The sequence below is a fragment of the Pseudarthrobacter sp. AG30 genome (assembly GCF_003116525.1).
Taxonomy (GTDB): domain Bacteria; phylum Actinomycetota; class Actinomycetes; order Actinomycetales; family Micrococcaceae; genus Arthrobacter.
Genome location: NZ_QEHL01000008.1, coordinates 1,457 through 14,562, shown reverse-complemented (window position 1 = coordinate 14,562; position 13,106 = coordinate 1,457). Strand labels below are relative to the sequence as shown.

The following is a 13,106-nucleotide window of genomic DNA, read 5'->3' as shown; positions in this document are numbered from 1 at the left end:
TACGGACCATGCACCAGACAAAACGCCAGCCCCGCACCATGGGCTGGCGTTTTGTGTTCCTGGCCCTGGTCCTTGCCGTCACCATCAGCGGCGTGGTGCGCTCCTTGTGGATCGATGTCTACTACATTCCCTCCGAGTCCATGGAGCCGCTACTCCAAGGCGGTGACCGGATCCTGGTCTCGCGCACCGATTTCCAGGCCGACCCCATCAGGCGCGGGGACATCGTCGTCTTTGACGGACGCGGTACGTTCGCGCCCCTGAACAGCGGCAGGGGTCCGCTGATGGACGCAGCGGGCGGCCTCGCCCAGTGGCTGGGCCTCACCGGGAGCGACACCACCTACGTCAAGCGGGTCATAGGCCTCCCAGGCGATACGGTGGTCTGCTGCGACGCGGGCGGCAAGGTCACCGTGAACGGGGTACCGCTGGATGAGCCGTACATCTTTCCCGGAGAGGTCCCGAGCACGCAGAAGTTCAACTCGGTGGTCCCCGAGGGCAGGTTGTGGCTGATGGGGGACCACCGGTCGGTATCCGCCGATTCGCGCAGCCTGCTGGGAGCTCCAGGAGGCGGCATGGTCCCGCTGGAGCGCGTCGTCGGCCGGCCGGTCCAGATCCTGTGGCCCCTTGATAGATTTGCTCCAGTAGAGCGGCCGCCAGTGGTGGGGCCGACAACACAGAACGGACGGTAAATGCCCGAGAACCCAGCGCGGAATCCTGAACCGCGCCATGACGGCGCCGCAGGGAACCAGGGCGTTCCAACCCCCGCAGAGCCGGGCGACAGTCCCGAGGCCGGCACGAATTCCCACCGGAAGGGCGGCTCCCGCTCCAAACCGGCCGGAAAGGCCACGGGCAACCCTTTGCTCGGGTGGCTCAAGGAGATTGCCACCGTCGTGGTCATCGCCGTTGTGCTGTCCTTCCTCATCAAGACTTTCCTCTTCCGGGCGTTCTTCATCCCGTCCGAGTCCATGGTGAACACCCTTGATGTGGACGACCGGATCTTCGTCAATCTCCTCGTCCCGGAGCCGTTTGCGCTCAGCCGAGGGGACGTGGTGGTGTTCCGCGACAACAAGGGCTGGCTGCCGCCAACAGCAGCAAAAACCCAGGGGCCGTTCACCTGGGTTCAGGACGGCCTGACGTTTGTGGGGTTGCTGCCCGACAACACCGACCAGCACCTGGTCAAGCGGGTCATCGGGCTGCCCGGCGACCACGTGGTGTGCTGCGACGCCGGCGGTAAACTGACCATCAACGGAACAGCCGTGGACGAGACCTACATCAACCCCGCCGAAGTCCCGCAGGTCCGTAACTTTGACGTCACCGTTCCGGAGGGCAAAGTGTGGGTGATGGGCGATAACCGTAACCATTCGGCGGATTCCCGGTCACACATGGAAAACGACGGCGGCTTCATCGACCTCAAGGACCTTGTGGGCAAGGCCGCCGTCATAGCGTGGCCGCTGAACCGGATCAAGACCCTGGACAACTACCCGGACGTGTTCCGCAACGTCCCGGCGGCCCGCTGACCATGCCGTCCGCCACCCGCACCGTCCCCGCAGCAGCGCCGCGCAGAAGCGTCGGAGCCACGCCGGCGCGCGGGGCCAAGGCGCCCACCTTGCGGCACGAGCGTACGTTCAAGGCCCAGGGCGTGCGGCTCCTGGCCGGCGTTGACGAGGTGGGCCGCGGTGCGCTTGCCGGGCCGGTCAGCGTGGGAATTGCTGTCGTGGACCTGGAGCGCCAAAAACCGCTGGCGGGCGTGCGGGACAGCAAGCTCCTCAGCCCGGCCGAGCGCGAGCGGCTGGAACCGTTGGTGCGGCGCTGGAGCGTTGCGTCGGCGGTTGGCCATGCGACCGCCGCCGAGATCGATTCGCTCGGCATCATTGCAGCCCTGCGGCTGGCAGGAACCCGTGCCTGGGGGGCCATCCTGGGAGCCGGAATCATTCCGGAAGCGGTGCTGCTGGATGGAAGCCACAACTGGCTTTCCCCGGCAGAGCAGCTTTCCTTGTTCGACCAGCCGGTGGTGGAAGCCGCCTGTGAAGCGCCCGTCCACACCAAGGTCAAAGCGGACATGCAGTGCCTGAGTGTGGCCGCAGCGAGCGTCATCGCCAAAGTGGAGCGTGACCGGATGATGCGAGAATTGCACCTCGAGTACCCGGATTACGGCTGGGACATCAACAAGGGTTACGCCACCGCAGCCCACCGTGATGTCCTGCGCGCAGCCGGACCGACTCCCTACCACCGGGTCAGTTGGCGGCTGCTTGGCGGCGAGTTGCAGGGCACCGAATCTCCTGACGAAGACGCGCGGGACGAAGCCTGAGTCCTGCTCCCGGCGCCGGCGCCCCCGGACATGGTGCAAGATGGAAGCATGAGTGCCGAGGATCTTGAGAACTATGAAACCGACATGGAGCTTCAGCTCTACCGTGAATACCGCGACGTCGTCGGCCTGTTCACCTACGTTGTCGAGACCGAGCGGCGTTTCTACCTCGCCAACCACGTGGACCTGCAGGCCCGCAGCGCCGACGGCGAGGTCTACTTCGACCTGACCCTCCAGGACGCCTGGGTCTGGGACGTTTACCGCTCAGCGCGCTTCGTCAAGAGCGTCAGGGTCCTGACCTTCAAGGATGTCAACGTCGAAGAACTGCCACGAAACGAGGAGCTGGCCCTGCCCAAGGACGTGGACCTGGGCAACTAGCAGCGCTCCGACTCTTCCTCCACAGAAAGGCCCTGTCCACATACGGCAGGGCCTTTCTGTGCCCTGCAGCGGTTCGCCGCCAAGCTGGTTCCGGAGGTAGACATGAAATCGAAGGACCTGCTGGGCCGGCGCGGCGAAGACCTCGCCACCGGTTATCTGGAAACGCTGGGAATGCTGGTGGTGGAGCGCAACTGGCGATGCACCGAGGGCGAGATCGACATCGTGGCCCTTGACGGTGACGCGCTGGTCATCGCAGAAGTCAAAACACGCCGCTCCCTGGACTTTGGCCATCCCTTCGAAGCCGTGGGGCCGGAGAAGCTGGCACGCCTGCACCGGCTCGGCGCCGCCTGGTGCCGCGACCGGGAATTGCGGATGCCCCTGCGCCGCGTGGACGTTATCGCCGTGGTGGACGACGGCGGCGGCCACCCTGTGGTGGAGCACCTCAAGGGGGTTGGGTGATGGCCCTGGGGCGGACTTACTCCATCGCCCTGGTAGGCCTGAACGGGTACGTGGTCGAAGTGGAGGCCGACATTGGCCAAACACTGCCGGCTTTCGTCATCCTCGGGCTCCCGGACGCGGCCCTCAACGAAGCCAAGGAACGGATCCGTTCTGCCGCGAAGAACTCCGGCATCCCGCTCAGCCGCCGGAAGATCACCGCCAACCTCATCCCGGCGTCGCTGCCTAAACGTGGTTCGGGTTTCGACCTCGCGGTCACCATGGCCGTGCTGAGGGCATCGAACGATGTCAAAGCCACCGGACGGACCGTCTTCATTGCCGAGCTCGGCCTCGACGGACGGCTGCGGCCGGTGCGGGGAATCCTGCCTGCCGTGATGGCCGCGGTACAAGCCGGCTATCCGGACGTCGTGGTGGCGCAGGCAAACCTTGCCGAGGCATCGCTCGTGCCTGGCGCCAGTGTCCGCGGCTACCGCACGCTGGCGCGCCTGGCCCTGGACTTCGGGGCGGATCCGCAGGAGCTCGCCTTGGACTTTGAACCGGACGACGCCGACGATGTTGACGATGGACACCCGGCGGCCGGGCCGTGTCCGGACATGGCCGATGTTGCCGGCCAGTCCGAGGCACGCCAGGCGTTGGAAGTTGCTGCCGCAGGGGCACACCACCTGCTCCTCACGGGGCCGCCCGGAGCAGGTAAGACCATGCTTGCGGAACGGTTGCCGGGCCTTTTGCCGGATCTTGGTGACCATGAGTCCATGGAGGTCACGGCCATCCACTCGCTGTGCGGCCTGCCGGCGTCTGCGGTCCAGCTTCTGCGCCGGCCACCCTTTGAAAACCCGCACCACTCAGCCACTGCGGCGGCCATCATCGGAGGCGGTTCAGGACTTCCCCGGCCGGGGGCGGCATCCCGAGCCCACCGCGGCGTGCTGTTCCTTGACGAGGCCCCGGAATATGAACGCCGGGTTCTCGATGCCTTGCGTCAGCCCCTGGAGAGCGGTGAGCTGGTGATCCACCGGGCGGCCGGGACTGCCGCCTACCCGGCCCGCTTCCAGCTGGTGCTGGCCGCAAACCCCTGCCCGTGCGGGAAGGCCTCCGGCAAAGGCCTGGACTGCACGTGTACCCCCGTGATGCGCCGCCGTTACCTCGCCAGGATGTCCGGCCCACTCCTGGACCGGGTGGACATCCAGTTGCAGGTGGAAAGGGTGTCCCTGGCCGAGTTCGGGCAGGCCGGCCGGGAGGAAGATACCGCAACGGTCGCACTGCGGGTCAGGGCAGCACGTGAGCGGCAGGGAGAGCGGTTGCGGTGCTTTGGCCTGGAAACGAACTCGCAGGTCCCGGGGCGCATCCTGCGCGGTGACTTGCGACTCGCTCCGGCAGCCACCCGGATCCTGGACCAGGCCTTGGAGCGCGGGGTCCTGACCGCCCGCGGCTATGACCGCGTCCTCCGGCTGGCATGGACCTTGGCCGACCTGGGCCGGCGGGACCTGCCGGACGCCAACGACATCGGGCAGGCGCTTGGCTTGCGGCAGGCTGCCGCGGCGGTGGCGTGAGGAGGACGGCAAACGTGAACGAACTAAAGGAACTGCGCGTGGCAAACGATTCGGCAAACCATCCAGCAAAGGTTGACGAGCGGTTGGCCCGGGCAGCGTTGTCCCGCCTCATGGAGCCCCAGGACGCCGCAGGCCTGGCCCTCGTGCATGTTGCTGGGGCAACGGATGCCTTTCGGATTGCCACCGGGCGGGTCACGGCCGGGGCTGACCTGGAGCGTGAAATCACCTCGTTGCTGGCTGACAGCGGGGCGAGCAGCTGGGCGGGAATGGCTGCAGCCTTGAAGCGCTGGCAGCCGCGGATAGCTGACCTGGCTCCGGAACGGGACCTGGCCACGATGGCACGGCTGGGTGGCCGCTTGATCATTCCCACGGACGAGCTGTGGCCCTCCCAGCTGGCCGACCTCGGCATCCAGGAGCCCCTGTGCCTGTGGTGGCGGGGTCAGGAACACCCGCTGCCGGACGCAGCCATGTCCATCGCCCTGGTAGGTTCCCGCGACAGCACCAGCTATGGGGCTGCGGTGACAGGGGATCTGGCATACTCGCTGGCGCAACGGGGCTTCACGATAGTGTCGGGCGGCGCCTACGGCATCGATGCACACGCGCACCGTGCCGCCCTCGCGGGAGGATCCTCGGCCGTCCCGACCATCGCTGTGATGGCCGGCGGAGTGGACCGGTTCTATCCGTCGGGAAACGAGGACCTGCTCCGGGCCGTGGCCAACCAAGGCGCGGTCCTGGCGGAGGTACCGCCGGGATCGGCTCCCACGCGGTACCGGTTCCTGCAGCGGAATCGGCTGATTGCTGCGCTTTCGTCAGTGACAGTGGTGGTGGAAGCGCGGTGGCGCTCCGGTGCGCTGAACACAGCCCACCACGCCGAAACCCTGGGGCGGGCAGTGGGGGCGGTCCCCGGATCAGTCCACAGTGCCAACTCGGCCGGCTGCCACCGGCTCCTGCGGGACGGTGGCGCGGTTTGCGTCACCGATGCCGCGGAAGTGTCCGAACTCGCCGCGCCCAGCGGAGCGGGGCTGCCCGAACAACGGCCAGGTGCAGCCGCCGTGCAGGACGGGCTGACCCTGGAGGACCTGATCCTGCTGGATGCACTTCCGCTGCGCTCCACCACGTCGGTGGAAAAGCTCTCGGCGGTGGCCGGATTGGGACAGGACTCGGTGCGCGCCGGCCTCGGCCGGCTGGGGCTGCTCGGGCTGGCCGTCTCTGAACGCGGCGGCTGGAAACGAGGCAAGGTATGACCGTGTCCGGCTGCGGTGAACGAGGGCAAGCCTGAGACAGTGTAGGAGTGGACCATGACGAACTGCCCAAGGAGCTCGGCTCGGCACTGGACGCATTTGCCGCCTACCTGTCCGGGGAGCGGGCCGTGTCGGAGCATACCCGGCGTGCCTACCTGGGGGACCTGCGGAGCCTCTTGGCGCACGCCGCATCCGAGGGCGCGACCGGGCTGAAGGACCTTGAACTAGGAACCTTCCGCCGTTGGCTCGGCAGCCAGAGCTCGGCGGGTGCCGCACGCTCAACGCTGGCGCGCCGGTCCGCTACGGCCAGGGCATTCACTGCCTGGGCCCTCCGGGAAGAACTTCTGGAGACGGACCCCGCCCTGCGCCTGAAAGCCCCCAAACGCGAAGGATCACTGCCGGGAGTACTCCAGGCGTCCCAGCTGGCGCGAATGCTGGAAGGGCTCGAAAACGCGGCACTGGACGGTGAACCGCTGGCCGTGCGTAACCGTGCCATCGTGGAACTCCTCTACGCCACAGGCATCAGGGTAGGTGAACTTGCCGGGTTGGACGTCGACGATCTGGACCCGGACCGCCGGACGCTGCGGGTCATCGGCAAAGGGAACAAAGAGCGCACCGTGCCCTACGGGGTTCCGGCCGCCCTCGCTGTCGACGATTGGCTGCGGCGAGGCCGCCCTGCCCTGGCGACGGGCACCAGCGGGCCGGCGCTCTTCCTGGGCGCCCGCGGTGGCCGGGTTGACCAGCGCCAGGTCCGCACCCTGGTCAACACTCTTTTCGGTGCCCTCGGTGACACCTCCGTGTCCGGGCCCCACGCCTTGCGGCACTCCGCTGCAACGCATTTGCTCGACGGCGGAGCGGACCTGCGTGCCGTGCAGGAGATCCTGGGCCACAGCAGCCTCGCCACGACCCAGATCTATACCCACGTCTCGGTTGACCGCCTGCGGAAGAGCTACCAGCAGGCTCACCCCCGGGCCTGACGGTGTGGCTCATCGCACTGGCGTAATTCCACGGGGTACGGCACAATGAGAGTCACGTCCGGCAACTTTCAAGTCCCGCTTGAAGCTCCCTGAGCTTCATGCGGCTCGGCAAGTCCGGACACAGCTTAATCTGATACACCTGAATATCGGGAACCACCGCCGCAGTGCAGGGCACGGCAGTTCCATCCGGGCAGAGGTCGTTGGGGAAGACGTACCTAGAGCTATGGAGGATGGAATGTCTGTTGCAATGACCCGCGGTGTGCTGTTTGTTCACTCAGCCCCTACGGCCCTGTGCCCCCATGTCGAGTGGGCAATCGGGGCTGTGGTGGATAAGCGGACGGACCTGGAGTGGACCCCGCAGCCTGCCGCGCCCGGAATGTTCCGTGCGGAGCTTTCCTGGACCGGAACCCCCGGCACGGGATCCAAGCTGGCGTCCTGCCTCCGTGGCTGGGCGCACCTGCGCTATGAGGTGACCGAGGAGCCCACCCAGGGCGTGGACGGCGGCCGGTGGTCGCACACGCCAGAGCTGGGGATCTTCCACGCCGTCACCGACGTCCATGGCAACATCATGGTTTCGGAGGACCGCATCCGCTACGCCTACGAATCGGGTGCGGGCGATCCCGCCGCCGTCTACCACGAACTCTCGCTGGCCCTGGGCGAGGCGTGGGACGAGGAACTGGAACCGTTCCGCCACGCTGCCGAAGGCGCCCCCGTCCGCTGGCTGCACCAGGTAGGTTGACCGACGTCGTCCTGCCGGGCGGCCAAACGAGTACCCATCCATAGCACAAGAGGAGGCCCCGCCAGCCGGCGGGGCCTCCTCTTGCTGTCCATGCGTTGTGCAGGACAGGGGCTAGATGCTGCGGATGGCCACCACGGCGTTGTGTCCGCCGAACCCGAAGGAGTTGCTGAGTGCCACGATGCTGCCGGCAGGCAGGTCACGGGCGGAGGTGACAACGTCGAGCGGGATCTCGGGGTCCTGGTTCTCGAGGTTGATGGTGACCGGAGCCTTGCGCTCATGGACGGCCAGGACGGTCAGGACCGCCTCCACCGCGCCGGACGCGCCCAGGAGGTGCCCCATCTGCGACTTGGTGGCGGAAACCGCCACGTTGTCCACGTGGCTGCCCAGGGCGGCACGCAGTGCCGTGTATTCCGGCTTGTCGCCTACGGGGGTCGACGTCGCGTGGGCGTTGACGTGCACCACGTCCTCGGCCTGGATGCGGCCGTCGAACATGGCTGCCTTGAGCGCGCGGGTGGCGCCGAGGCCTTGGGGATCCGGAGCGGTGATGTGGTACGCGTCTGCAGTGACGGACGTACCGGCGAGCTCGGCGTAAATGCGTGCTCCACGGGCCAGGGCGTGCTCCTCGGCCTCCAGGACCAGTGCTCCGGCCCCTTCGCCCATCACGAAGCCGTCACGGTCGGTGTCGTAGGGACGGGAGGCGCGCTCGGGCTCGTCATTCCTGCGGGACAGTGCCTGCATGGAGGCGAAGGCCGCCAACGGCATGGGGTGGATTGCGGCTTCTGCACCGCCGCACATCACTACGTCCGCCTTGCCGGAGCGGATGAGTTCGAGGCCGAGGTGCATGGCTTCGGTGCCTGAGGCGCATGCGGACACCGGGGTGTGGGCGCCGGCTCGGGCGCCGAGGTCCAGGCTGACGGCCGCGGCCACGCCATTGGGCATCAGCATGGGAACGGTCATGGGCAGGACCCGGCGCGGGCCCTTCTCCTTGAGGGTGTCCCAGGCATCCAGCAGGGTCCAGACCCCGCCAATGCCGGTGGCGAACGCAACAGCCAACCGGTCCTGGTCGAATTCGGTGATGCCGGAGTCGGCCCAGGCCTCACGGGCCGCAATGACGCCGAACTGCGTGGATGGGTCCATCCGCTTTGCTTCAACCCGGCTCAGGACGTCCAGCGCGGGTGTGCTGCAGCGGGCAGCGAAATGGACGGGGAGCTCGTACTTGGCTACCCAGTCGTCCTCCAGGGTGCGGGCACCGGAGACCCCCTTGAGGGCGTTGTTCCACATGGTGGGTACATCGCCGCCGATGGGCGTGGTGGCACCCAGACCGGTAATGACTACTTTGCGCGTCATGGGATCACTCTTTCGTCGGTGGGGAATCCGCCTGCGCCAACCGCAGGGTCCCGCACATTTGATGATCGGCCAGTCCCGGTCGGGGGCACTGTGCCGGTTAGATGCGGCGGGCTGCCGATCCGGTCAATCCGGATCGGCAGCCCAGCCAAGCCGTGAGACGGCGGAAGCCTGGATTAGGCCTGTGCTCCGGCAATGAAGCTGACGGCGTCGCCGACGGTCTTGAGGTTCTTGACCTCTTCGTCCGGAATGCGGACGCCGAACTTTTCCTCGGCGTTGACCACGATGGTCATCATGGAGATGGAGTCGATGTCCAGGTCCTCGGTGAAGGACTTGTCCAGCTCGACGGCCTCCGGGGCCAGGCCGGTCTCTTCGTTGACGATTTCAGCCAAGCCGGCCAGGATCTCTTCGTTGCTAGCCATTGGTGGCTCCTTTTCTTGTATTGCCGGCAGGGGCTGCCGGAAACGGTCGGGTCGCGGTCGCGGCCCTTGGGCGTATCTAGGGAAGGACAATTACCTGCGCGCCGAAGACCAGCCCGGCGCCGAAACCGATCTGCAGCGCCAGCCCGCCGCTCAGCCCGGGGTTCTCCTGCAGGAGGCGGTGCGTTGCCAACGGGATGGAGGCCGCGGACGTGTTGCCGGCGTCGGCAATGTCCCGTGCCACTGTAACCGTCTCGGGCAGCTTCAGCTTCTTCACCATCTCGTCGATGATGCGCATGTTCGCCTGGTGCGGGATGAACGCAACCAGGTCTTCCGCCTCGATGCCGGCAGCGTCGAGCGCCTGCTGGGCAACTTTCGCCATCTCCCACACGGCCCAGCGGAACACGGTCTGGCCGTCCTGCCGGAGCGTGGGGTAAAGTTCCTGCGCTTCTTCAAGGAGGGCAAGGTCGCCGGTGGAATCGGACTGCCGGGCCGCCATGCCGAGATCGCGGACGTCCAGCAGGGAACGGGTCATGCCGATCGCATCCCATTTACTGCCGTCCGAACCCCACACCGACGGGGCGATGCCGGGAGTGTCGGAGGGACCCACGACGACGGCGCCGGCGCCGTCCCCGAGCAGGAAAGAGATGGTGCGTTCCCGGTTGTCGATGACGTCCGAGAGCTTTTCCGCGCCCACCACCAGGACGTACTTGGCAGCGCCGGAACGGACCAGGGCGTCGGCCTGGGCGATGCCGTAGCAGTAACCGGCGCAGGCTGCGGAGATGTCAAAGGCCGGTGCCGGTGTAGCGCCGATGCGGTCCGCCAGGCTGGCAGCGGCTGAGGGTGTCGCGTACGGGTGCGTCACGGTGGACACGATGACTGCGCCGAGCTGCGAAGCCTCGATCCCGGCCTTCTGCATGGCCTCGCGGGCAGCGCCCTCAGCCATGTCGATCACGCTCACGTCCGCGGCCGCACGGTGCCGGGTCACGATGCCGGTGCGCTGGCGGATCCACTCATCGGAGGAGTCGATCCACTGGCACACGTCCTCATTCGTGACGATGACGTCCGGACGGTACGCCCCCAGCCCGAGGATGCGGGTGTGCTCATGGATGGGAGCCTGCTTCAGCGTGGGGACGCTCATGCGTTGCCCTCCAGTTCTGCGAACAGTGCCAGGGCGGCAGAGAGGTCTTCGGGAGTCTTGACCGCTACCGTCTTGACGCCGGGCATGCCTCGCTTGGCGAGTCCGGCCAGGGTGCCTGCGGGGGCGAGTTCGATGAGTCCGGTGACACCGCGCTTGACCATCGCGTCCATGCAGAGGTCCCACCGCACCGGGCGGGAAACCTGTGCGATGAGGCTCTCGACGGCGGCACCGCCGTCGGTGACCTCGCCGCCGTCGTAGTTGGACAGCAGGGGCACCTTGGGGGCTGCCGGGTTCAGCTGCGGCGCCAGCGCCTTAAGCGCGTCAACGGCCGGTGCCATGTGGCTGGTGTGGAACGCACCGGCCACCTTCAACGGAATCACCCGGGCCTTGGCAGGCGGGTTCGCGGCCAGCGCCTTCAGCTGGTCGAAGGTTCCGGCCGCAACGGTCTGGCCGGCGCCGTTGACGTTCGCGGGGGCCGTGCCGGCTGACTCAATGGCAGCCAGCACCTCGGCCGGGTCGCCGCCCACGACGGCGCTCATGCCGGTGGGCGTGACGGCAGCCGCCGCGGCCATGCTGTTGGCCCGTTCGCGGACAAAGGTCATGGCTTCCTGCTCGGTCAGCACGCCGGCGAGGGCGGCAGCAGTGATTTCGCCCACCGAATGGCCGGCGAGGATAACCGGAAGGGAATTGAGCTCCACGTCGAAGAGGGAAGCCGCCGTGACCAGGCCTGCGGCAACGATCAGGGGCTGCGCAACGGCAGTGTCCTTGATGGTTTCCTCGTCGGAGGTGGTCCCGTGGGCGATCAGGTCGATCCCCGCGATGTCGCTCAGGGCGGCCAGCTGGCCTGCCACCGAAGGTAGTTCCAGCCAAGGGGCCAGAAAACCCGGGGTCTGCGAGCCCTGTCCAGGGCAGACTATTGCAAGCACGTAACCAGCTTTCCAAATTACTGTGTGATCCAGCGGTGTTTCACCGCACCAAGCTCACGGGGTCAGGTTGTAGGAAGTCTACAATGGCTCACGCTTGGTTCCGGGACGACTGCCGCTCCGTGGCGGCCTTTGGCGGGGCAGAAAGGCGGCCCACCACGAGCGCTGCCTGGAGCACAAACGCCTCCCTGGGCAGCAGCGGGTCCCAGCCGGTGACGTCGCAAACGCGCTTCAACCGGTACCGGACGGTGTTGGCGTGGACGAAGAGTTCCCGTGCCGTTGCCTCCAGCGAATGTCCCAGCTCAAGGTAGGTTCCCAGGGTTTCCACCAGGCCGTTGGACGCTGCCACGAGGGGCCGGTAGATATTCTTGACCAAGGAACGCCGTGCGGCATCATCGCCGGAAATCACCCGTTCCGGCAGCAAATCGTCGGCCGCTACCGGCCGAGGCGCCGACGGCCACGCCCGGGCGGCAGTGAGGCCGGCAAACGCCGATTGCGCCGATCCGCTGGCCTCCAGCAGGGAACCGGCCTCGGGGCCGTAGACCACGGGGCCGGGTGCGAACATTTCGCTCAGCTTCACATAGGCCGATTCGCGGTCCTGCACCCCGCCCAGGATGAGGATCAACCGGTCACCCTGGATCCCCACCAGTGCGTCCTCTGCGAAACGCCCGGCCATCCGCCGCAGTTCGCTCACGTAGCTGGCGCTGGGTTCGGACGGCGAGTTCCCCACCATGACCGTGAAACGCTCCTGCGCCTTCCAGCCGAGGGCCGCGATGCGGGAGCGGAGCGCATCAGTGTTTTCACCCCGAAGGATCGCATCCACGATCAGGGCTTCCAGCCGGGTGTCCCAGGATCCGCGCGATTCGGCGGCCCGGGCGTAGACATCGGCTGCGGCGAACGCGACTTCACGCGAGTACCGAAGGACTGCTTCGCGCAGGGACGGCTGGTCTGCCTCCGGCGCAATGACGGGAACCTGGTCCTCGACAACCTCCACCACGATCCTGATCAGCTGCAACGCCTTCTGCAGGCTGATGGAGCGGGTCAGTTCCGTGGGCGCCGTCCCAAACACATCCGTCAGGATCCACGACGGAGAGCTTGGACGCTCGTACCAGGTGACGAATGCCGCGATCCCGTTCTGCGCCACCATGCCCAGGGCCGACCTCTCGTCGGAGCTGAGCCGGCTGTACCAGGGCAGCGACTGCTCAAGCTTGCGCATGGTGGTTGTGGAAAGCTGGCCGACGTTGGCCCGCAGCTGCTTAAGGGTTTCGGACTTCTCCGGTGTGACCTTCGGCGGGCTCGGTTTCCGTTTGGCGGACGGGCTGGCTGGTGCTGGCATTCTTTGAGCATACGGCCCCCACCGCGCAAGCTCCATTTGTGCGAAGGCTACAATCCGCTTTGCGCTGCGTCACAGCAGGCAGGCACCCCGGAACGGACAACGGCGGCCCCCTCCGTGATGGAGGGGGCCGCCGTTGGTTCTGCTGCGAAAGGCTGTCAGGCCTCCCCGCCGGCATTGCCGGTGGTACCGGCATTGACGTTGAGCAGCTTGTACTTCTCGATGGCCTTGACCGGGGCGTCAACATCCACCTCGCCGCGGCGCGCCAGCATTTCAAGGGCACGCACCACGATGGAGTGGGTGTCG

At 67.0% G+C, this 13,106-nt stretch carries 14 protein-coding genes; 9 read left to right on the top strand and 5 right to left on the bottom strand.

All coding sequences use genetic code 11. The annotated features are described in order from the left end of the window. The first annotated feature begins 8 nt into the window (after positions 1 to 8). The 9 genes from lepB (DC347_RS07850) to DC347_RS07810 all read left to right on the top strand — a co-directional run bounded on the left by lepB (DC347_RS07850) (position 9) and on the right by DC347_RS07810 (position 7,640). Positions 9 to 686, top strand: a complete 678-nt coding sequence (gene lepB / locus DC347_RS07850; protein WP_109044994.1) for a signal peptidase I — start codon at positions 9 to 11, stop codon at positions 684 to 686. Further along, positions 687 to 1,514 (top strand): signal peptidase I, encoded by an 828-nt coding sequence (gene lepB, locus DC347_RS07845; RefSeq protein WP_109044993.1) that lies wholly within the window; start codon positions 687 to 689, stop codon positions 1,512 to 1,514. Between the two features lie 2 nt (positions 1,515 to 1,516). Then, positions 1,517 to 2,305: a ribonuclease HII gene (locus DC347_RS07840; RefSeq protein WP_240617729.1), complete on the top strand. Its 789-nt coding sequence runs from the start codon at positions 1,517 to 1,519 to the stop codon at positions 2,303 to 2,305. 48 nt (positions 2,306 to 2,353) lie between these two features. Then, positions 2,354 to 2,680, top strand: coding sequence for a DUF2469 domain-containing protein (locus DC347_RS07835; RefSeq protein WP_018759992.1), 327 nt, complete (start codon positions 2,354 to 2,356; stop codon positions 2,678 to 2,680). Between the two features lie 102 nt (positions 2,681 to 2,782). After that, positions 2,783 to 3,139 (top strand): YraN family protein, encoded by a 357-nt coding sequence (locus DC347_RS07830; protein ID WP_018759991.1) that lies wholly within the window; start codon positions 2,783 to 2,785, stop codon positions 3,137 to 3,139. Beyond that, entirely contained in the window at positions 3,139 to 4,683 is a 1,545-nt protein-coding gene (locus DC347_RS07825; protein WP_018759990.1) for a YifB family Mg chelatase-like AAA ATPase, read from the top strand. Before DC347_RS07830 ends, DC347_RS07825 begins: the two co-directional genes overlap by 1 nt. 110 nt (positions 4,684 to 4,793) lie before the next feature. Next, positions 4,794 to 5,927 (top strand): DNA-processing protein DprA, encoded by a 1,134-nt coding sequence (gene dprA / locus DC347_RS07820; protein WP_240617735.1) that lies wholly within the window; start codon positions 4,794 to 4,796, stop codon positions 5,925 to 5,927. Between the two features lie 47 nt (positions 5,928 to 5,974). Next, positions 5,975 to 6,901 carry a tyrosine recombinase XerC gene (locus DC347_RS07815; protein ID WP_109044991.1) on the top strand — a complete coding sequence of 309 codons (927 nt, stop codon included), beginning with the start codon at positions 5,975 to 5,977 and terminating at the stop codon, positions 6,899 to 6,901. 235 nt (positions 6,902 to 7,136) lie between these two features. Further along, positions 7,137 to 7,640: a DUF3145 domain-containing protein gene (locus tag DC347_RS07810; protein WP_026264214.1), complete on the top strand. Its 504-nt coding sequence runs from the start codon at positions 7,137 to 7,139 to the stop codon at positions 7,638 to 7,640. Between the two features lie 111 nt (positions 7,641 to 7,751). On the opposite strand, the gene fabF is transcribed toward DC347_RS07810, so the two are convergent. The 5 genes from fabF to DC347_RS07785 all read right to left on the bottom strand — a co-directional run bounded on the left by fabF (position 7,752) and on the right by DC347_RS07785 (position 12,803). Beyond that, positions 7,752 to 8,987, bottom strand: coding sequence for a beta-ketoacyl-ACP synthase II (gene fabF, locus DC347_RS07805; protein ID WP_018759986.1), 1,236 nt, complete (start codon positions 8,985 to 8,987; stop codon positions 7,752 to 7,754). A gap of 173 nt (positions 8,988 to 9,160) precedes the next feature. Continuing rightward, positions 9,161 to 9,406: an acyl carrier protein gene (locus DC347_RS07800; RefSeq protein WP_009359314.1), complete on the bottom strand. Its 246-nt coding sequence runs from the start codon at positions 9,404 to 9,406 to the stop codon at positions 9,161 to 9,163. Positions 9,407 to 9,482: 76 nt separating this feature from the next. Beyond that, positions 9,483 to 10,544 carry a beta-ketoacyl-ACP synthase III gene (locus tag DC347_RS07795; protein ID WP_109044990.1) on the bottom strand — a complete coding sequence of 354 codons (1,062 nt, stop codon included), beginning with the start codon at positions 10,542 to 10,544 and terminating at the stop codon, positions 9,483 to 9,485. Then, positions 10,541 to 11,470, bottom strand: a complete 930-nt coding sequence (locus tag DC347_RS07790) for an ACP S-malonyltransferase (RefSeq protein ID WP_206073900.1) — start codon at positions 11,468 to 11,470, stop codon at positions 10,541 to 10,543. The genes DC347_RS07795 and DC347_RS07790 overlap by 4 nt, the downstream gene beginning before the upstream one ends. An 88-nt stretch (positions 11,471 to 11,558) precedes the next feature. Beyond that, entirely contained in the window at positions 11,559 to 12,803 is a 1,245-nt protein-coding gene (locus tag DC347_RS07785) for a CdaR family transcriptional regulator (protein ID WP_018759983.1), read from the bottom strand. Positions 12,804 to 13,106 lie beyond the last annotated feature (303 nt).

Excerpts from the sequence above, each read along its gene's own strand:
- lepB (WP_109044994.1), top strand. The coding sequence starts at position 9 with ATGCACCAGACAAAACGCCAGCCCCGCACCATGGGCTGGCGTTTTGTG.
- lepB (WP_109044993.1), top strand. The coding sequence starts at position 687 with ATGCCCGAGAACCCAGCGCGGAATCCTGAACCGCGCCATGACGGCGCC.
- DC347_RS07840 (WP_240617729.1), top strand. The coding sequence starts at position 1,517 with ATGCCGTCCGCCACCCGCACCGTCCCCGCAGCAGCGCCGCGCAGAAGC.
- DC347_RS07835 (WP_018759992.1), top strand. The coding sequence starts at position 2,354 with ATGAGTGCCGAGGATCTTGAGAACTATGAAACCGACATGGAGCTTCAG.
- DC347_RS07830 (WP_018759991.1), top strand. The coding sequence starts at position 2,783 with ATGAAATCGAAGGACCTGCTGGGCCGGCGCGGCGAAGACCTCGCCACC.
- DC347_RS07825 (WP_018759990.1), top strand. The coding sequence starts at position 3,139 with ATGGCCCTGGGGCGGACTTACTCCATCGCCCTGGTAGGCCTGAACGGG.
- dprA (WP_240617735.1), top strand. The coding sequence starts at position 4,794 with ATGGAGCCCCAGGACGCCGCAGGCCTGGCCCTCGTGCATGTTGCTGGG.
- DC347_RS07810 (WP_026264214.1), top strand. The coding sequence starts at position 7,137 with ATGTCTGTTGCAATGACCCGCGGTGTGCTGTTTGTTCACTCAGCCCCT.
- fabF (WP_018759986.1), bottom strand. The coding sequence starts at position 8,987 with ATGACGCGCAAAGTAGTCATTACCGGTCTGGGTGCCACCACGCCCATC.
- DC347_RS07800 (WP_009359314.1), bottom strand. The coding sequence starts at position 9,406 with ATGGCTAGCAACGAAGAGATCCTGGCCGGCTTGGCTGAAATCGTCAAC.
- DC347_RS07795 (WP_109044990.1), bottom strand. The coding sequence starts at position 10,544 with ATGAGCGTCCCCACGCTGAAGCAGGCTCCCATCCATGAGCACACCCGC.
- DC347_RS07785 (WP_018759983.1), bottom strand. The coding sequence starts at position 12,803 with ATGCCAGCACCAGCCAGCCCGTCCGCCAAACGGAAACCGAGCCCGCCG.